The 17,928-nt window shown below is 68.9% G+C and carries 20 protein-coding genes, 2 tRNA genes and 1 other RNA gene; 13 read left to right on the forward strand and 10 right to left on the reverse strand.

Features of this window, described 5'->3' with window-relative positions; all coding sequences use genetic code 11:
- Positions 1-71: 71 nt before the first annotated feature.
- The 4 genes from ID574_RS13130 to upp form a co-directional block, all read right to left on the reverse strand.
- On the reverse strand, positions 72-1,415 hold the full coding sequence (locus ID574_RS13130; protein ID WP_188189067.1) for a helix-turn-helix domain-containing protein: 1,344 nt from the start codon (positions 1,413-1,415) through the stop codon (positions 72-74).
- Positions 1,416-1,511: 96 nt separating this feature from the next.
- Positions 1,512-2,045 (reverse strand): PH domain-containing protein, encoded by a 534-nt coding sequence (locus ID574_RS13135; RefSeq protein WP_188189068.1) that lies wholly within the window; start codon positions 2,043-2,045, stop codon positions 1,512-1,514.
- 251 nt (positions 2,046-2,296) lie between these two features.
- The gene (locus ID574_RS13140) at positions 2,297-2,521 is read right to left on the reverse strand and encodes a hypothetical protein (RefSeq protein ID WP_188189069.1); all 225 of its coding nucleotides are present in this window, start codon (positions 2,519-2,521) and stop codon (positions 2,297-2,299) included.
- Positions 2,522-2,687: 166 nt separating this feature from the next.
- On the reverse strand, positions 2,688-3,326 hold the full coding sequence (gene upp / locus ID574_RS13145) for a uracil phosphoribosyltransferase (RefSeq protein WP_188189070.1): 639 nt from the start codon (positions 3,324-3,326) through the stop codon (positions 2,688-2,690).
- 361 nt (positions 3,327-3,687) lie between these two features.
- On the opposite strand from upp, the gene ID574_RS13150 reads away from it, so the two are divergent.
- The 4 genes from ID574_RS13150 to ID574_RS13165 all read left to right on the forward strand — a co-directional run bounded on the left by ID574_RS13150 (position 3,688) and on the right by ID574_RS13165 (position 5,265).
- Positions 3,688-4,203, forward strand: coding sequence for a tRNA adenosine deaminase-associated protein (locus tag ID574_RS13150; RefSeq protein WP_442939284.1), 516 nt, complete (start codon positions 3,688-3,690; stop codon positions 4,201-4,203).
- An 18-nt stretch (positions 4,204-4,221) separates the two neighbouring features.
- The gene (locus ID574_RS13155) at positions 4,222-4,698 is read left to right on the forward strand and encodes a tRNA adenosine deaminase-associated protein (protein WP_188189072.1); all 477 of its coding nucleotides are present in this window, start codon (positions 4,222-4,224) and stop codon (positions 4,696-4,698) included.
- Positions 4,695-5,168 carry a tRNA adenosine(34) deaminase TadA gene (gene tadA / locus ID574_RS13160; RefSeq protein ID WP_223166716.1) on the forward strand — a complete coding sequence of 158 codons (474 nt, stop codon included), beginning with the start codon at positions 4,695-4,697 and terminating at the stop codon, positions 5,166-5,168. Before ID574_RS13155 ends, tadA begins: the two co-directional genes overlap by 4 nt.
- Before the next feature lie 10 nt (positions 5,169-5,178).
- A tRNA-Ser gene (locus tag ID574_RS13165) sits at positions 5,179-5,265 on the forward strand.
- 53 nt (positions 5,266-5,318) lie between these two features.
- On the opposite strand, the gene ID574_RS13170 is transcribed toward ID574_RS13165, so the two are convergent.
- From ID574_RS13170 to ypfJ, 3 genes are all read right to left on the reverse strand, one after another.
- Positions 5,319-5,618 carry a hypothetical protein gene (locus tag ID574_RS13170; protein ID WP_188189073.1) on the reverse strand — a complete coding sequence of 100 codons (300 nt, stop codon included), beginning with the start codon at positions 5,616-5,618 and terminating at the stop codon, positions 5,319-5,321.
- Positions 5,619-5,723: 105 nt separating this feature from the next.
- Positions 5,724-6,020 (reverse strand): type II toxin-antitoxin system VapB family antitoxin, encoded by a 297-nt coding sequence (locus ID574_RS13175; protein ID WP_043615040.1) that lies wholly within the window; start codon positions 6,018-6,020, stop codon positions 5,724-5,726.
- A gap of 48 nt (positions 6,021-6,068) precedes the next feature.
- Positions 6,069-6,899 carry a KPN_02809 family neutral zinc metallopeptidase gene (ypfJ, locus tag ID574_RS13180; protein ID WP_188189074.1) on the reverse strand — a complete coding sequence of 277 codons (831 nt, stop codon included), beginning with the start codon at positions 6,897-6,899 and terminating at the stop codon, positions 6,069-6,071.
- A 144-nt stretch (positions 6,900-7,043) separates the two neighbouring features.
- On the opposite strand from ypfJ, the gene ID574_RS13185 reads away from it, so the two are divergent.
- Entirely contained in the window at positions 7,044-7,685 is a 642-nt protein-coding gene (locus ID574_RS13185; protein ID WP_188189075.1) for a LysE family translocator, read from the forward strand.
- A 33-nt stretch (positions 7,686-7,718) separates the two neighbouring features.
- Here ID574_RS13185 and ID574_RS13190 read toward each other — a convergent pair whose 3' ends face one another.
- A complete protein-coding gene (locus tag ID574_RS13190) occupies positions 7,719-8,048 on the reverse strand; it encodes a hypothetical protein (protein WP_188189076.1) in 330 nt (109 codons plus the stop codon).
- A 126-nt stretch (positions 8,049-8,174) separates the two neighbouring features.
- Between ID574_RS13190 and ID574_RS13195 the strand changes: the two genes are divergently transcribed.
- The gene (locus ID574_RS13195) at positions 8,175-8,597 is read left to right on the forward strand and encodes a hypothetical protein (RefSeq protein WP_188189077.1); all 423 of its coding nucleotides are present in this window, start codon (positions 8,175-8,177) and stop codon (positions 8,595-8,597) included.
- Positions 8,598-8,740: 143 nt separating this feature from the next.
- Here ID574_RS13195 and ID574_RS13200 read toward each other — a convergent pair.
- Positions 8,741-8,828 (reverse strand) — tRNA-Ser (locus ID574_RS13200).
- 104 nt (positions 8,829-8,932) lie between these two features.
- Here ID574_RS13200 and ffs point away from each other — a divergent pair.
- An RNA gene (ffs, locus tag ID574_RS13205) (signal recognition particle sRNA small type) lies at positions 8,933-9,028 on the forward strand.
- Between the two features lie 31 nt (positions 9,029-9,059).
- Positions 9,060-11,504: a DNA polymerase III subunit gamma and tau gene (locus ID574_RS13210; protein WP_188189078.1), complete on the forward strand. Its 2,445-nt coding sequence runs from the start codon at positions 9,060-9,062 to the stop codon at positions 11,502-11,504.
- Positions 11,505-12,093: 589 nt separating this feature from the next.
- Here the strand turns inward: ID574_RS13210 and ID574_RS13215 are convergent.
- Complete coding sequence (locus ID574_RS13215; RefSeq protein WP_188189079.1) at positions 12,094-13,581, reverse strand: helix-turn-helix domain-containing protein; 1,488 nt, start codon at positions 13,579-13,581, stop codon at positions 12,094-12,096.
- 435 nt (positions 13,582-14,016) lie between these two features.
- On the opposite strand from ID574_RS13215, the gene ID574_RS13220 reads away from it, so the two are divergent.
- The 5 genes from ID574_RS13220 (at position 14,017) to ID574_RS13240 (ending at position 17,909) form a co-directional block, all read left to right on the forward strand.
- Positions 14,017-14,367: a YbaB/EbfC family nucleoid-associated protein gene (locus ID574_RS13220; protein ID WP_188189080.1), complete on the forward strand. Its 351-nt coding sequence runs from the start codon at positions 14,017-14,019 to the stop codon at positions 14,365-14,367.
- A gap of 2 nt (positions 14,368-14,369) precedes the next feature.
- Positions 14,370-14,969 (forward strand): recombination mediator RecR, encoded by a 600-nt coding sequence (gene recR / locus ID574_RS13225; protein ID WP_188189081.1) that lies wholly within the window; start codon positions 14,370-14,372, stop codon positions 14,967-14,969.
- Positions 14,962-15,492, forward strand: a complete 531-nt coding sequence (locus ID574_RS13230) for a DUF5063 domain-containing protein (protein ID WP_188189082.1) — start codon at positions 14,962-14,964, stop codon at positions 15,490-15,492. The genes recR and ID574_RS13230 overlap by 8 nt, the downstream gene beginning before the upstream one ends.
- An 87-nt stretch (positions 15,493-15,579) precedes the next feature.
- The gene (locus ID574_RS13235) at positions 15,580-16,854 is read left to right on the forward strand and encodes an aspartate kinase (protein ID WP_188189083.1); all 1,275 of its coding nucleotides are present in this window, start codon (positions 15,580-15,582) and stop codon (positions 16,852-16,854) included.
- Positions 16,851-17,909: an aspartate-semialdehyde dehydrogenase gene (locus ID574_RS13240; RefSeq protein WP_188189084.1), complete on the forward strand. Its 1,059-nt coding sequence runs from the start codon at positions 16,851-16,853 to the stop codon at positions 17,907-17,909. Before ID574_RS13235 ends, ID574_RS13240 begins: the two co-directional genes overlap by 4 nt.
- Positions 17,910-17,928 lie beyond the last annotated feature (19 nt).

Below are 17,928 nucleotides of genomic sequence, written 5' to 3' on the forward strand. Positions count from 1 at the left end.
CCTATGAGTCAATGACTGGTAGACCCTAATTATTCCAGACTGAAAACGCCAAATCTGGAAGCTTCCGGAGATCAGCGAGAAACTATGGCGCCAGCCGTCACCCCCGCCATGGCGGAGCGAACTCCGGCAGCTTCGAGCGCCTTACGATATGCGGCCGTCTGCTGAGCCACGGACCCGACCCTGCCATAGAGGTCGCCCAGCTCCCGCCAGCAGCGGGCGGCCTGCCGGTCAGACCCGAACACCGACCGGTCCAGCCCGTTGAGCATCCGCTGTGCCGTGTCGAGGTCTGCGGCGGCGTCCCCGCCCTGGGAGAGCGCCACGGTGGCGAGCAGGAGACGCGCCTCGGCAGGCGTTGTGCCGGCCTGGTCGGGTGACAGCTCCTGCGCGGCGTGCGCCAGCTCGGCGGCGCGTGCCGCGTCGCCCGCCCGCAGCCGGACCCGCGCGTGGACGACGAGGCTCTCGCCGTATTCGCGCGTGGTGGTGGGGAAGGCGGCGAAGACCTTGGACGCGGCCGCGATGAGCCGCTCTGCCTCGTCGATCGGCGCCGTGGGGATCCGGGACCAGTGCATCGCGGCCCGGGCGAGCTGCAGCGCCAGCCGGGACTCGCGGCCGGCCATGATCGCGTCGTCGGCCAGGCGGACTGCCAGCGCGGAGTCCTCCCCGGCGGCGGCCGCGGCGCTCGCGTGCCACAGCGCGTGGATCTCTCCGGAACGGTCCACAACGTGCGGAACGCCGGCCGTGTCGAGCACCCGCTTGACGTACGCCAGCTCGGGGGAGTCGCTCTCACGCTCGCCGCGTGCCTCGACGAGCGCGGCGGCCAGGTCGATGGAGATCTCGCCCTCGTTGATGGACAGCCGCTCGGCCTGCTCCAGGGCGTAGGCCGCCAGGTCGCGGGCCCGCAGCCGGTCGCCCGCCCGCTGGTAGCAGCGGCTCAGCGCGATGGTGAGCGGCAGGTCGGCCAGCCGCTCGGGGTGCGCGGCCGCTTCCCTGCGCAGGCGCTCGAACGCCTCCACGGCCTGGCCGAGACGACCCTGGGCCTCGAGAGCACGCGCCCTGCCGAACCGGGCCTGCGCCGTCAGCATGGCGTTTTCCTCGTCGGCCGCCTTCACGATCTCGGTGAAGCGGTCGGCGGCGATGACGGGGTCGCCGTGCTGGAGCTCGAGCTCGGCATGCCGCAGCCCTAGCTCGGTGTCGATGCGCTGCCGAGGCTCGATCCCGTGAAGGAGGAACTCGGTGGTGCATCCGAGCCGCTCGGCGAGCAGCCGAGCCACGACAGGAGTCGGCGTGCGCTTACCCGACTCAATGAGCGAGACATAACTGTCAGACAGGTCGGGTCCGGCCAACTGGGCCTGCGACATCCGCCTGTTCAGCCGCAATCCACGGACGCGGTCACCGATGGTTCCCTGACTCGGCATCTCATCTCTCAAGGCGGGGAAGGGTCAACAACACGCAATGATTGCATGAAGTAGCCGAATCTGGTATCCCCGCGTGAAGAATTTGCCGCGGGGAGATTAATCGTCGCTGTCGTCCTTGCTGGGGAAAAGCATCTGGCAGACCTCCAGGTACAGGGTCTCCGGATACGGAATGTACTCGACCGTTGACAGAGCCTGATCCTGACCGGCCGACTCCAGGATGAACTCACCGTAACCGAGCATGCGCCCAAGAAGAGATCTTTGGAAGCTCATGTCGGTGACCTTGCCCAGGGGCATCATTGCGACCTTGCGCGTGATGAGGCCCGTGGTGAGCAACATCCGCTTGGAAGTCACCACAAAGTAATCGACCGACCACTCCGCGACTTTCCATACGAAACGGATCAGCAGCAGAAGCCACAGCCACCAGACGACCACCAGGGCCGTCCCGCCCGCACCCTCTCCGCCGAAGAACCTGCTGAGGAGTGCGGCGAGGATCAAGCCGCCGAAAACCTCGGCGACCGGGCGGAGCAGGATGGCGGGGTGCCGCCGGACCATGAGGACTTGTTGTTCGTGGGGGAGGAGGTAGCGGTTGACCGACGCCGGGGCGGAGTCCCCGTGGGTCACAAGTCTCATGACAGGTTGTTCACGAATTGGGCCAGCGAGTCGCCCGCGTCGAAGACCATGTCGAACGCCCCCTTCACCGCGTCAGCGGCGTCAGCTGGTCGGGCCAGCAGGTAGTACGCCACAAATGCGATACCACCGTATGTGAGGACTTTTTTGACCTGCACCGTCGCCTCCGTGCCACTTACCCACTCCACCCGCCAACTACATTACCCACCCGGGTGCCCGGGTAAAGGTGAGTTGGCGGCTTAGTTCTGATCTTGTTAGCCGCGTTCGCTGGCCACCAGGGCCAGGACGTGAAGGTGCTTGCGCGCGATGCGTTCGACGAGGCTCGGATGGGCGTAGCCGGTGACCTCCAGTGCACCGTAGTGCGCCGCCTCGACGCAGCGGGTCACCGTGGTCGTGGAGTGGACGCCGGCGAACTCCTCGCACAGCACCGCCTCAACCTCCGCGTACGGAGTCGGATTGGCCTCGATGTGCTCGTTCACGAGGACACCTCGGCACCGGGCATGTCGCTCATCGTGCTCCCCCACGCGCATGCGGAAGTTGCCTTCCTGTCTCTTCGTACCCACCCAACCACATTATGTAACGAAGCGACGACGCAGGGTGACGATTGCGGGGAGCATCAGGACCGGTCCAAAGGCCCGTACGCCCTCAGACCACGCCGTAGAGGCGGTCACCCGCGTCGCCGAGGCCCGGCACGATGTAGCCGTGCTCATTGAGCCGCTCGTCCAGGGCGGCGGTCACCACCCGGATCGGCTTGCCGGAGTTGGCGAACACCTTGTCCATGTACGCCAGCCCCTCGGGGGCGGCCAGCAGGCAGATGGCCGTGACGTCCACGGCCCCCCGGTCGAACAGGAACTGCACGGCCGCCGCCAGCGTGCCGCCCGTGGCCAGCATGGGGTCGACCACGAAGCACTGCCGCCCGGACAGGTCGTCGGGCAGCCGCGTGGCGTATGTCTCCGCCTGCAGCGTGGACTCGTTGCGGATCATGCCGAGGAACCCCACCTCGGCCGTGGGCAGCAGCCTCGTCATGCCGTCGAGCATGCCGAGCCCGGCCCGCAGGATCGGAACGACCAGCGGGTAGGGCTTGGCCAGGTGCACGCCCCTGGCGGGCGCGACCGGCGTCTCGACGGTGACGTCGATGACCTTCACGTCGCGGGTGGCCTCGTACGCCAGCAGCGTCACCAGCTCGTCCGCGAGCCTGCGGAAGGTGGGCGAGTCGGTGCTGACATCGCGCAGCGTGGTGAGCTTGTGAGCCACGAGCGGATGATCGACGACGAGGGTCTCCATAGAGGACAACGCTATCGGGTGGGGAACCCGGCGGCACGAGTTGGGTGGCCGCGCTGGTCACGCAAGCTACCGCTCTCGGGCCTGACCGTTCGCCGCTCTGTGTTTGATGGTCGCGCTCACTGGGCCCTCGCTGGTCACGCAAGCTACCGCTCTCGGGCCTGACCGTTCGCCGCTCTGTGTTTGATGGTCGCGCTCACTGGGCCCTCGCTGGTCACGCAAGCTACCGCTCTCGGGCCTGACCGTTCGCCGCTCCAGCGGCATTGGTTTTGATCACAATTTGGTCGGAGAGGCACACGCCTAGTCGCCGGTTCTGGAACGATTGGGTGCTGGTGGTATCTGTCGTGTCAGAGGTCGGGTGGGGATGGCGATGACAGACGAAGACGCGCTCGACTTCGCCATCGTGATTTATCGCGAGGACGATCGCTGGGATGCGGAGCTGTTGCCGGTCACGCTCACGTCCGACTTGAAAGGGCTGATCCACGCTCTGCGGCAGCAGCCGAGCGAGAGCGGCACGATCGGCCTGGTCGCCGTGGGGGATGAGTTCTTCGTGGCGCTGCGGGTCCTGGGCGATCGGGTCGACGTCTTCCTGTCCGACATCGCCGCCTCGTGGGACTTCCCCCTGGCCCGCCAGGTCCTCGACTACCTCGACGTGCCCGTCCCCGACGAGGAGGAGCTCGACGAGATCCTCCAGGACGAGGAGACCGTGCTCCCCGCCGGAGATCTGTCGATCTTCGCCGATCTCGGGTTGGACGAGATGGAGCTGGGCATCCTCTCCGGCGACATTGATCTGCTGCCCGAAGATGTGCTGTCCAGCATCGCCGCGCGGCTCGGCTTCTCCGAGCCGTTCGAGCGTGCCATCGAATCGGTCTTCGGCTGAACCCCCTGGAGCGCGGACATGGCGTCCAACACCTTCTCTGCGGCTTTTGTGAGGACCTCCGACGGCTGGAGCGGCGCCGAGGTCGATCTGAGTGAGGCTGAGATCGTCGACGACTTCGGCGACGCCGTCACGGAGGCGCTCGGCTTGAGCGGCGACGAGCTGGCCTTGTTGTGCGTCGAGGTCGAGGACGAGTGGTTCGCCATCGCCCGCTACCGGGGCGAGGACGAGCCGCGCGTCTTCCTTTCCGACGTGCATGCCATCGTCTCCGACAGCCTGGGCGAGCTGTTCGCAGAGTTCGCCGGGGTGGCGCCGGACAAAGAGGGCAACGGGCTCGGCGTGCGCCCGGCCGGCGACTTCGAGCTGCTGAGCGACCTGGGCGTGAGCTCGGAGGAGCTGCTGGAGCTCAGCATGGAGGAGGGCATGCTGCCCGCCGACATCCTGTCGGTCATCGCCGAGCGGCTGTCGTTCGCCGACGAGCTCGACCGGCTGCGCTGACGCCCCGCGACACCGTGACCCACGAGGAAGCCATGCGCCTGGCCCTGGCGGAGGCCGCCGCGGCGGCCGCCAGGGAGGAGATCCCCGTGGGCGCGGTGGTGCTCGACCAGCGCGGCGAGGTCCTGTCAGCGGCCGGTAACGACCGCGAGTCCACCGCCGACCCCACCGGCCACGCCGAGGTACTCGCGCTGCGCCGGGCGGCCGCGGCGCGAGGAGAGTGGCGGCTGGGCGGGTGCACGCTCGTGGTGACGCTGGAGCCGTGCACGATGTGCGCCGGGGCCGCGGTGCAGGCCAGGGTCGAGCGCATCGTGTACGGGGCGGTCGACGAGAAGGGCGGAGCCGTGGGCTCGCTCTGGGACGTCGTACGCGACCGCAGGCTCAACCACCGGCCCGAGGTCGTCATGGGCGTGCTCGCGGAGGAGTGTTCGGCCGTCCTAAAGCGGTTCTTCGCCACTCGGCGGATCCGGTAAGCTCATTCGCGGTGGTGTCGCCTAGTGGCCGAGGGCGCACGCCTCGAAAGCGTGTGATGGGGCAACTCATCCGTGGGTTCAAATCCCACCACCACCGCCGTTCGCCAAAGGGCTCCCGGAGACTCGGGGGCCCTTTCGCTTGTTCCCGGGCTATTGGACCGGGCTCTGCTGGGGCGTGCTGCCCGGCGGCGACGTGCCGGGATCGAGCCGCATCGTCGGCGCCTCGTCGGTCGTCTCGGTCCCCAGCGTGTCGCGTACGGTCACGGTGCCGCGGTCGGTGAGCACGAAGAACACCGCGCTGCCCACGGCCAGCACCAACATGGGCAGCCCGATGGCGAGCAGCAGGATCAGCTCCAGGTTGCCCGTCTTGGGCGGCGGCAGGTGATTGCCGTGGTCGTACGCGTACCCGTACGTGTATCCATGCGGCGGTGGTTGCTGCGGATACCACACGGCATTCTCCCAAAATGATGTTGAAAGACGCTGCTGTGACGCGCGAGGCGCCATGTGGGTTGACACGAGAAAGGGAGCCGCGAATCGCGACTCCCTTTTCCTTTCTCAGTTGGGTAGTTCCAGGACCCTGGCGTGCAGGATCGATCGTTGGTGCAGAGCCGCGCGCAACGCGCGGTGCAGACCGTCCTCCAGATAAAGCTCGCCCTGCCACTGGACCACGTGCGGGAAAAGATCCCCGTAGAAGGTGGAGTCGGCGGCGAGCAGCGAGTGCAGGTCCAGCATGGCTTTCGTAGTGATCAACGAGTCGAGCCGGACCTGCCGTGGAGGGATCTGCGCCCACTCTCGGTTCGTCAGACCGTGGTCGGGATAAGGGCGTCCGTCGCCGACAAGCTTGAAGATCACCCCACTGATTTTAGGAGAGATTCTGATTGCTCGCGCTGTGCGGCCACGTCACCCCAGGTCGGCTTGCGCGCAGTCGGCGGGCGAGCCGTTTTTGTAGCCGCGCTGGAAGGCGGCGACACGTTGCGCGGAGGTGCCGTGCGAGAACGATTCAGGATCGATTCTGCCGCGGGTGCGCTGCTGGATTCTGTCGTCGCCTACCGCCGCCGCCGCGTCGAGGGCTTCGGCGATTTCGGCCTCGGTGAAGGGTTTTTCGTAGAAGCCGGTGGTGACCGCGTTGCGCGCCCAGACGCCGGCGTAGCAGTCGGCCTGGAGCTCGACGGGGATCGAGCTGCCCGCCTCGAGTTCGCCGAGGAGGTCCTGCACGTGGTGGCCGTACTCGTGGGCGATCACGTACGCCTGCGCGAACGGCCCGCCCTTGGCGCCGAACTGGCTGTGGAGCTGGTCGAAGAAGCTCAGGTCGAGGTAGACGCGTTGGTCGCCGGGGCAGTAGAAGGGGCCGACGGCCGAGCTGGCGGCGCCGCATCCGGTTCGTAACCGGCCTGAGTACAGCACGGTCTTGGACGGGCGATATTCGGGGATCTCCCGCTTCCAGTAGTCCTGGATGCTGTTGACCACGCCGACCACGCGGCACCGTTCGGACTGGTCGGCGTCCTTGCCCCTCTGGCATTGGGCGGCGAGGTCGGAAGGGGGCCGCCGCTGGGCGGGTTCGGGGCCGGTGCCCACGTTGTTCAGCACGAATACCAACACGAGCGTGATCAGGGTGACGATGCCGCCACCACCGATGATCATCCCGCCGGGGATGCCGCCGCCGGAGAATCCACCGCCGCCGGCGTCCTCCACCTGCGAGGGATCGAGGTCGACCTGGTCTCTGAAGTCCATCGCCGACGTTCCTTCCTGGGGTGTCCGGATGGACCTCTTCCCCAGAGGGCGGCCTGGATGCCCCTGAAAACGTGGGCGACGCGCCATGCCGCCATCTCTGGAATTCCTGTCGTGTATGTCGGATAAGTCAGATAATCTGCCGACATGACGGGTGGCTTGATCGGAATCGCGCTGGTTTCTCTGGGAATGGTCCTCACCCCGGGCCCGAACATGATCTATCTGGTCTCGCGCTCGATCACCCAGGGCCGCCGTGCCGGACTGATCTCCCTGATCGGCGTCGTCCTCGGCCTCAGCATCTATCTGATCGCGACCTGTCTGGGACTGACGGCCGTCTTCGCGTACGTGCCGGCCGCGTACACCGCGCTCAAGCTGGCCGGTGCCGCCTACCTGCTCTGGCTGGCCTGGAACGCCGTCAAGCCCGGCGGCACGTCGGCCTTCCAGCCCCGCGAGCTCCCGGCCGAACGCCCGGCCAAGCTCGTCGGCATGGGTCTGGTCACCTGCCTGCTGAACCCCAAGATCGCCATCCTGTACCTGTCGCTGCTCCCGCAGTTCATCGACCCCTCCATGGGCAACGTGCTGCTGCAGAGCCTGGCGCTCGGCTCGACGCAGATCGTCGTGGCGACCACGTTCAACGCCCTGATCGCGATTTCGGCCGGGAGCCTGGCGGCGTTCCTGGCCGCCCGCCCCCTGTGGCTGCGCGTCCAGCGGTACGTCATGGGCACGGTGCTCGGCGGCTTCGCGATCCACATGGCCACCGACCGGTCCCGGGCCATGGTGAGCGCCTGAGCGGACGCCCGCGTTCTCCAGGGGCCCGCCCGCTCACCGATCGAACCACGTCGCCGACGACGACTTGCACAACTGCCCGAACACCACCGCGGCCAGCAACACGCCCAGCACGTTCCCGAGGCTGATGCCCCCGAGCACCTCCCAGATCCCGAGCAGGACCAGCAGGAGCTCGACGACCAGCCCGGCGGCGCGGACCCAACCCCGGCGGGACGAGATCCGGATCGCCAGGAACCCGATCAGCAGGATCGTGGCCAGCGGGATGCCGAGAGCGATCGGCAGACCGCTCCCCACAGCGCCTGCCGGCGCGCTTCCCAGCAGGATGAACAGCAGGAGCAGCCCGACCAGTGATGCGGTGCCGGCCACGCCATCGGTCCGTATCCCTGAGGCCCTGGCCAGTTCTATCGGCTCGCTCAGGGGCGGCCGCATGTCCTCGGCGTCCAGAACTTCATCTGTCCCGCAGAGGAACTGTCCACCGACGCCGACGGCCTGTTGGAGTTCGGTTACGAGAACCAGGGCTGCTTCGGCTGGTCGCTCGACCTCTCTCAGGACGACCCGACCGTCTGGACGATTGAGCACCCTGAATACCGCTACGCCGAACGTGAACGCCTGAGCGGCTTCCTGCTCCAGTTCTCCCTGTACGAGGCCATGGTGAACGCGCCCTATCACGCGGGGGGCGGCCCGGTGCCGACGCCGATCGCCTCCGAGCTGATCAGCGCGCTGCGCCGGGTGCCGCTCAAGACCTGGATGTGGCCGCTGTACCAGACGTCCTTCTACGTAGCGCCGGGTCTCATCGTGACCGTCGATGACGACGACGAGAAGGAGGAGTGCGAAATCTCCTGCGGCTCCGTACACCGCAGCCTGTTGCGCCCGCTGGCCGACCTGGGGATCAAGTGGGCGGTCTTCGACTGTTGATCCGCATGCCCTCAGGGCCGGCGGCGAGGCTCACGTGGCCCCGCTGTGAGGCCGGCAGGCCGGGTCTGTCAGTCCGAACAGCCGAGACGGAGACCGGAACGCCAGAAGGGGTGCGCCATGACCATGGCGCACCCCTTCTGGGCTGGCGGAGGATGGGGGATTTGAACCCCCGATAGGTTGCCCTATACACGCTTTCCAAGCGTGCGCCCTCGGCCACTAGGCGAATCCTCCGCCGACGAGCTTACCGGACTCGCGGGTGTACGCAGACCACGTTTTTCGCGTTCATCGGTGGCGGGAGCGTGGAGCGAGCACTGCCGCAGGCGGCTAGACTGTTGAAGGACCCCTCGCGCGGCGTCATCCTGTGAACCTCCCCAGGGCCGGAAGGCAGCAAGGATAAGCGGGCTCTGGCGGGTGTGCGGGGGGTCTCTTCGTTGGGAGCCCCCTCGCAGGCGGGATGGTCGCATGAGCCTTGCGCTTTATCGCAAGTACCGACCCGGGACCTTCGCCGAGGTCAAGGGTCAGGAGCACGTTACCGACCCGCTGCGGCAGGCGCTGCGTACGGGCCGCATCAACCACGCCTTCCTGTTCAGCGGCCCCCGTGGCTGCGGCAAGACCTCCAGCGCGCGCATCCTCGCGCGCTCGCTCAACTGCGAGCAGGGCCCGACCCCCGACCCCTGCGGCGTGTGCGAGTCCTGCGTGGCGCTCGCCCCGACCGGTCCAGGGCACCTCGACGTCATCGAGATCGACGCCGCCTCGCACGGTGGCGTGGACGACGCGCGCGACCTGCGTGAGCGGGCGTTCTTCGCCCCCGTCTCCGCGCGCTACAAGATCTACATCATCGACGAGGCGCACATGGTGACCCGCGAGGGGTTCAACGCGCTGCTCAAGCTCGTCGAGGAGCCCCCGCCGCACCTGAAGTTCATCTTCGCGACGACCGAGCCGGAGAAGGTCATCGGCACGATCAAGTCGCGCACCCACCACTACCCGTTCCGGCTGATGCCGCCCGCGACGCTCCGCGCGCTGCTGGAGGAGATCCTCACCTCCGAGAACGTGCCGTTCGAGCCGACTGCGCTGCCCCTGGTCGTACGCGCCGGTGCCGGCTCGGCCCGTGACTCCCTGTCGATCCTCGACCAGCTGCTCGCCGGGGCCGAAGAAGACGGCATCACCTACGCCAAGGCCGTCTCCCTTCTCGGCTACACCGACGGAGACCTGCTCGACGAGGTCGTCAACGCGTTCGCGGCCCGCGACGGCGCCCAGGTGTTCCACACGGTCAACCGGGTGATCGAGGGTGGCCACGACCCGCGCCGCTTCGCCGCCGACCTGCTCGAACGCTTCCGCGACCTGGTCATCCTGGCCAACGTCCCCGAGGCGGCCTCCAGCGGCCTGCTCGACCGGCCCGCCGACGAGCTGGAGCGGCTCGTCCAGCAGGCGTCCTCGATGGGGCCCGCCGAGCTGACACGGGCGGCCGAGGTGTTCAACGCCGGCCTCACCGAGATGCGCGGGGCCACGGCTCCGCGGCTGCTGCTCGAGCTCATGTGCGCCCGGGTGCTGCTCCCCGGCGCCTCACAGGGTGAGGAGGCCCTGCTCGCCCGGCTCGAACGACTGGAGCGCGGCGGCGCCGTCGCCCAGATGGCCGCCCGGGCCTCTTCCTCGGGCATGCCCGGTCCCGCTTCCACGCCGGGTGTCCCCGGTGCGGCCTCGGTGCCGCTTCCCCGTACGAGCGCGACGTCCGTTCATTCGACGGGCGCCGACCAGGTGGCCCGTGCCACAGGCGGCCACCCGCACACCGGCCCGGCGGAGCCGGCGCCCGGCCACGACGCTCCTGCTGCTCAGCCGCAGAGCGGCGCTCCTGCCGGCCCGTCTCACGGCGATGCGTCCGCCGGTCAGCCGCACGCCGGCGCGCAGCCGGCTCAGCCTCATGCCTCTGCTTCCGGTGTTGCTTCGGCCGGTGCGGACGACTGGCCGGAGCCGGCCCGGCCCGGCGCTCCCGCCGCGGCTTCCGGCGGTGGCATGGCGTCGGCGTCCCCGGTGGCGGGCGGCGCGCAGCCGACTTCCGGTGGTGGGCAGGCGGGTGCCGGATTGGGCGTCATGCAACAGCAGTGGCCCGCCGTATTGGCGGCGCTCAAGCAGCGCAGCATCGTGGTGTGGGCCAACGTGAGCACCAATGCCCAGGTCGTGGGCGTGGAAGGCAACCTGGTCACGCTCGGCTTCAGCCAGGTCGGCGCGATGAAGAACTTCACGGGCGGTGGCAAGGACGCCGTGGTGGCGAGCGCGCTCGGCGACGTGCTCGGCGGCACCTGGCGCGTCGAGGCCGTCGTCGGCAACGCCCCGCCTCCGCAGGCCACCCGTGGCCGTCCCCCGCAGCCCCCGTCGCACGGCTCGCCTGCCTCCCCGGGTGGGCACGGAGGAGCGACTGGTCCGGCTGGGCAGGGGTCGACGACCCGCCCTCAGGGCATGTCGGGTCCCCAAGGACGTACGGCCTCACATGGCACCTCTCACGACGACCAGGGGACGCAGGATCCCGGGCAACCTCCGGCGGCGCCTCCAGGGCGGCCGACCACGGACGAGTCCTGGCCCGACGCCCCGGACGACCCCGGCCCCGGCATCCCGCCGACGCCCGACCCCACGCGAACCGTCCCCGCCGCCGGTGCCCAGCCGGGTGCGGGCCTGGCCGCCGCCAGATCCGCCGCCAAGGCGGCCGCCCAGTCGGGGCCCCGTGCCGCGTCGACCCGTGGGAGCACCACGGCGGCCTGGCCGGAGACCGTTCCCAGTCGCAACAAGACGCCCGACACCGATGACGTCGACCCTTTGAACGATGCGGACGCCGACGTGGATGTGGTCTCCGGCATGGCGCTTCTGGAGCGGGAACTCGGCGCGCGGGTGATCGGCGAGATCGACCACACCTGACGCCCCCGGGCTCGCCATAGCCCGCCCCACTCTGCGCGGCCGGGCACCGCTGGATGGCAGCCCTCAGACCGAGGGCCACCGGGATGATGGCTTCAGGACCGGCGCCGGCGTATGCATGCGCGCGCGGCGTCAGCGAGCGGGCGTTGGTGATCCGGGCGACGGCGCCGGTAACGAGGCGGCCGTCAGTCAGTCGGCTGGGCTTGACGGGCGTAGTGGCCGTCTGGGCCTGGACGGTTGTCGACAGACGCGGTGGCGTGGGGAAACGATGAAAGAGCCAGCCCGTCGGCGCCGTGGGATTCCGGTTGTGCCGCTCAGGTGCAGGGTGCTGTCGACGCACGCGGTGGGCGCGGTGGCAGTGTGGGGGTCGCTTGTGATGCGTGTGGCGTTGGAGGCGCGGCCGGCAGTGCTGGCGCGGCTGGTGGGGCAGTGTGGTGACCGTCGATGACGTGGGCGGCGTCGGGAGTGCCCGGCGTGGTGGTGCCGATGGGTGAGAGCGCGCCGGCCCTGGTCGATGAACGGCGGTCGAAAGACGCGGCGGCCGTTGGTGACGGTGGTGGTCAACGGCGGGCGCTGGTGGCGTGGGGTGGGGTCAGGGGAGGAGGCGGGTGCGGGCGGCGGCGGAGCGGGAGTCCGTCGGCGGGAGGGCGGCCAGGCGTTCGAGCACCTCGTAGTCGTCGTGCCCACCGGCCGTCTGGGCGTACGCCCACAGGTGCTCCGGCGAGCCGTGCCGCAGCAGGCAGGCGCGGACCTGGGCCTCCAGCTCGTCCCGTTCGCGCCGGATCTCCGGCGACTCCGACCGCGGCAGCAGCGGCCCTTTGTACGCCCGGACCAGAGCGGCCGGGTCGGCTGCGGCGAGATGGCGGCGTACGGCGAGGAAGTCGGCCTCGACCGGGCACGCCAGCCGGTACGGCTTCGCCGCGATGGCATTACCGAGCTGCGCACGCAGCCGGTGGATCTCCGCTCGGATCGTCACCGGGTTGCCGGTGTCGCCATAGAGGTGAAAGGAGAGCTGCTCGGCCGTCAGCCCGTGCTGGTGCAGCACCAGCAGGGCGAGGATCTCGGCGTGCCGGAGCGACAGCGTCTGCTCGCGGTCGCCGAAGGAGACGGTCGGCGGGCGCTCGCCGAGGAAGGAGAGGGCGAGCACGGGAGGCGTCGCGGTCGGGACGGTGCGCAGCAGGTAGCCGTCGGAGAACGGCTCCAGCAGGCCGACCGTGCCGTCTCGCAGGACCATGCGCTGCCCCGACTGGCGCAGGCGTTCGCCGGAGTCGGCGGGCAGGCGCAGCCGGTCGCCGGACATGTCTGGGTCGTCCCAGAGCGGGACGCGCGAGCCGAGGCGGCCCGCCGGGTCGCCGGCGATGACCCGGCCCGTGGGTGAGAGCAGGATGCCCGGCCGGCCGCGCAGGGACTCGTAGCGCCGGCGCAGACGCTCGTCGCGTTCGTACATGCGCACGGCGAGCTGGTTCTCGGCGAGCTTGGCCGCGGCGCCGACGAGCGCGACGGTGGCGGGGTGCAGGCTGCGCGCGGTCCCGCTGACGTCGACGCAGCCGACGATCCGCCCCGAGTCGGGGTCTCTGATGGGGGCGGCGCTGCACGACCAGACGTGCAGGACGCGCATCAGGTGCTCCTCCGAGTAGACGTGCACCGGCCGGCCCGTCGCGAGGGCGGTGCCGATGCCGTTGGTGCCGACGTCGCTCTCTTCCCACTGGTGGCCGTCGGCCAGGCCGATCTGGTCGGCGCGGCGCAGGATGGCGTTGCCGCCCTCGCGCCACAGCACCGTGCCTTGACCATCCGTGATGATCATGACGTGGCCGGTCTCGCGGGCCAGGCCGGAGACCGTCTCGGCGAGCAGGGGCAGCAGCGGCTGCAGCGGGTGGTCACGGCGGATGTCGTCGATGTACGACAAATCGCACACGAGGGGGGCGCTCGTCCCCTCCAAGTCGATCCCCGCCGCCAGCGAACGGCGCCAGGACGCCTCGATCAGGCTGCGGGGCGACTCCGGCCAAACCCGGCCTGTCGCCGCGGCTTCCTGCGCTCCGCGTAGTAGGCGGGAGTACGCGTCGAGATGGGCGTAACTCATCGGTCACTCCAAGTAGTCATGTAGAGCATCCGCCTTGCGGTCGATCTGCGCAACCTGTTCGGGGGGTTGCGGAGGGTGTTTGAATGAACGCAACGTGTGTGCAACGTTGGCTCGGCTAGCGTGCTGGCTCAACGCGTCGACGTGGTGCGGCCGCTCCGTCGGCGTGATGGCCGGGTCTCGGACACTGGAGGGGGGCCGGGACCCGGCCAGAACAGCAGACCTGTCTTATACGCAAGAATCAGACAGGTCTTACCCGGCGGGCAGGAACATCGGCCCCATAGGGCACCTGAGACGGGAAACACGGGTCTCACGTGACCCGCCGGGCGAAAATGCCGACGCCGCGGCGCGAAAGGGTGGGCCACCAGTACATGTCGCCCCCTAAACACCGTAGGCTCGTGGCAGTCAAGAACGAAGAGCCACGAGGAGCGCACGACGGTGAACCCAGGGGATGTCAACCTGCAGCAGCTGCTGGAGCAGGCCCAGCTCATGCAGCAGCAGCTTGTGAGCGCCCAGCAGGAGCTCAACGACGCGCAGATCGAGGGCTCATCCGGCGGTGGCCTGGTCACGGCCGTCGTCAACGGCTCGGGTGAGCTGCTCGAGCTCAAGATCGATCCGAGCGTGATCGACGCCGGTGACCCGCAGGACACGGCGGAGACCATCGCCGACCTGGTGATCGCGGCCGTCCGCGACGCCGTTCGCGCGGCCGCCGACCTGCAGCAGGAAAAACTCGGCCCGCTTGCGCAGGGGTTGGGTGGCGGCGGCCTCGGACAACTGCCAGGCTTCTGAGCATGTACGAAGGGGTCGTCCAGAATCTGATCGACGAGCTGGGTCTGCTGCCCGGCGTCGGTCCCAAGAGCGCGCAGCGGATCGCGTTCCACCTGCTGGCGGCCGATCCAGCCGACGTCAAGCGGTTGGCGCACGCGTTGCTGGAGGTCAAGGAGAAAACCCGCTTCTGCCGGGTGTGCGGCAACGTGGCCTCCGAGGAGGAGTGCCGCATCTGCCGCGACACCCGCCGCGACACACACGTGATCTGCGTGGTCGAGGAGCCCAAGGACGTCGTGGCGATCGAGAAGACGCGCGAGTTCCGCGGCACCTACCACGTGCTCGGTGGCGCGATCAGCCCGATCGACGGCATCGGCCCGGACGACCTGCGCATTCGCGAGCTCATGACCCGCCTGGCCGACGGCCGGGTCACCGAGCTCATCCTCGCCACCGACCCCAATCTCGAGGGCGAGGCGACGGCTACCTACCTGGCCCGTCTGGTGAAGCCGATGGGCATCAAAGTGACACGACTGGCCAGTGGTCTGCCCGTCGGCGGCGATCTCGAATACGCCGACGAGGTGACCTTGGGCCGCGCGTTCGAAGGACGGAGGCTGCTGGATGTCTGACGAGTGGAGTGCGCTGGCGGAAGAGATCTCCAGGCACGCGCAGGACTTCGTGGACGGCCTGACCAGAGTCGCCGGGGGCGAGGGCGGCGACGCCATCTGGTCGCTGCTGCTGGTCGAGGTCGCGCAGGTGAGCCTGGCCGGTGCCAAGCTGGGCGCCAATCGGGACGTGATCCTCTCCGGCAACTACGAGCCGCCGATGAGCGAGGACCCCGACATCGACGGCGTACGCACCGCGCTGGCCGAGCGGCTCGGCCCCGTCGACGACTACGCGGAGGTCTTCGATCCGTACAAAGACACCGGCGTCACCCCTTATCGGCTGTCCGACGACCTGACCGCGGTCGCCGCCGACCTCATCCACGGTCTGCGCCACTACCACGCCGGCCGTCCCCATGAGGCGTTGTGGTGGTGGCAATACTCCTACTTCAACACCTGGGGCAACCACGCGGGCGCCGCGATGCGGGCGCTGCAGGCGCTGGCCGCACACTCGCGTCTCGACGTGGCGGAGGAAGCCACGACGGTGTGATGATCGTCCACATGGTGGTATGACCCATCGGGCGCATGAGAATCCCTCAGTAGACTGGCAGCTCACAGTCCAAACCGGGAGACTCTCGTGGCGCTCGTTGTGCAAAAGTACGGTGGTTCGTCCGTCGCCGACGCGTCCTGCATCAAGCGGGTCGCGCAGCGGATCGTCGCGACGAAAAAAGCCGGCAACGACGTGGTCGTGATCGTCTCCGCGATGGGCGACACGACGGACGAGCTGCTCGACCTGGCCGAGCAGGTGTCGCCGCTGCCTCCGGCACGCGAGCTCGACATGCTGCTGACCTCGGGCGAGCGCATCTCGATGGCCCTGCTGGCGATGGCGATCGCCAACCTCGGCCACGAGGCCCGCTCGTTCACCGGCTCGCAGGCAGGTGTGATCACCGACTCCACGCACGGCAAGGCGCGCATCATCGACGTGACGCCGAGCCGCATCCGGGAGGCGATCGACCAGGGCCACATCGCGATCGTGGCCGGGTTCCAGGGCGTGTCCCAGGACACCAAGGACATCACCACGCTGGGCCGGGGCGGCTCCGACACCACGGCGGTGGCGTTGGCGGCTGCCCTCGAGGCCGACGTGTGCGAGATCTACACCGACGTCGACGGCATCTTCACCGCCGACCCGCGCATCGTGCCCGCGGCACGCCAGATCCCCAGGATCTCCTACGACGAGATGATGGAGATGGCCGCCTGCGGGGCGAAGATCCTGCACCTGCGGTGCGTCGAGTACGCTCGCCGCTTCAACCTGCCGATTCACGTCCGCAGCTCTTTCAGCACCAGGGAAGGCACGTGGGTCGTCTCCGACCCTTACACCGAAGGAACCGAGATGGAGCAGCCGATCATCTCCGGCGTGGCACACGACCGGAGCGAGGCCAAGATCACTGTTGTCGGTGTCCCCGACAAGGTCGGCGAGGCTGCCTCGATCTTCAAAACGCTGGCCGACGCCGAGATCAACATTGACATGATCGTGCAGAACGTCTCGGCCGCGGCCACCGGTCGCACGGACATCTCCTTCACGCTGCCCACGGCCGACGCCCAGACGGCGCTGACGGCGCTGAAGAAGATCCAGGATCGGATCGGTTACGAGTCGCTGCTCTTCGACGACCAGATCGGGAAGGTGTCGCTGATCGGCGCGGGCATGCGCTCGCACCCCGGCGTCACGGCGACGTTCTTCGCGGCCCTCGCCGACGCGGGGGTCAACATCGAGATGATCTCCACCTCGGAGATCCGCATCTCTGTGATCGTCGAGCAGGACGCGATCGACGCGGCCGTGGCGGCCGCGCACCGCGCCTTCGATCTCGACGCCGACCAGGTCGAGGCCGTGGTGTATGGAGGGACTGGACGATGAGCAGGCCGAATCTGGCTCTTATCGGCGCGACCGGCGCCGTGGGCACTGTCATGCGGGACATCGTGTCGACGCGTGAGGACATCTGGGGCGAGGTCCGTCTCGTCGCCTCGCCGCGTTCGGCGGGCAAGGTGCTCCAGGTGCGCGGCGAAGACGTCGTCGTGCAGGCCCTGGCGCCCGAGGTGTTCGACGGCATCGACATCGCCATCTTCGACGTGCCCGACGAGGTGTCGGCCGTGTGGGTGCCGATCGCGGCCGAGCGCGGCGCGATCGCGATCGACAAGTCCGGCACGTTCCGGATGGACCCCGAGGTGCCGCTGGTCGTCCCCGAGGTCAACCCGCAGGACGCGCGCAACCGGCCGCGCAACATCATCTCCACGCCCAACTGCACGACGCTGTCGATGATGGCGGCCATGGGCGCGCTCCACGCCGAATACACGCTCACGGAGCTCGTCGTGGCCTCCTACCAGGCGGTGTCCGGCGCCGGCGTGGCGGGCTCGGCCCGCCTCTACGACGAGGTGGAGGCCCTGGCGGGCGACCGCTCGATCGGTCAGGCGGCCGGCGACGTCCGCAAGGTGCTGGCCAACAAGCTGCCGGAGGAGTCGCCGTTCCCGGCGCCGATCGCGTTCAACGTGGTGCCGTGGGCCGGCTCGCTCAAGGACGACGGCTGGGCCTCCGAGGAGCTCAAGCTCCGCAACGAGTCCCGCAAGATCCTCGGCATCCCGGACCTGAAGGTCTCCGCGACCTGCGTCCGTGTGCCGGTGGTCACGACGCACTCGCTGGCCGTGCACGCGCGCTTCGAACGCGAGATCACGGTCGCCGACGCGCACCGCGTGCTGGAGGCGGCGCCGACGGTGGTCCTCATGGACGACCCCGCCAACGGCGTCTACCCGACGCCGCTCGACGTGGTGGGCACCGACCCCACCTACGTGGGGCGCATTCGCCAGGCGATCGACTTCCCCAACACGCTCGACCTGTTCGTGTGCGGTGACAACCTGCGCAAGGGCGCGGCGCTCAACGCGGCGGAGATCGCCGAGCTGGTCGCCTCCGAGTTGTAGGGCCGTAGTGGCAGGGTGG

Source organism: Nonomuraea sp. SYSU D8015 (genome assembly GCF_008065375.1).
Classification (GTDB): Bacteria; Actinomycetota; Actinomycetes; order Streptosporangiales; family Streptosporangiaceae; genus Nonomuraea.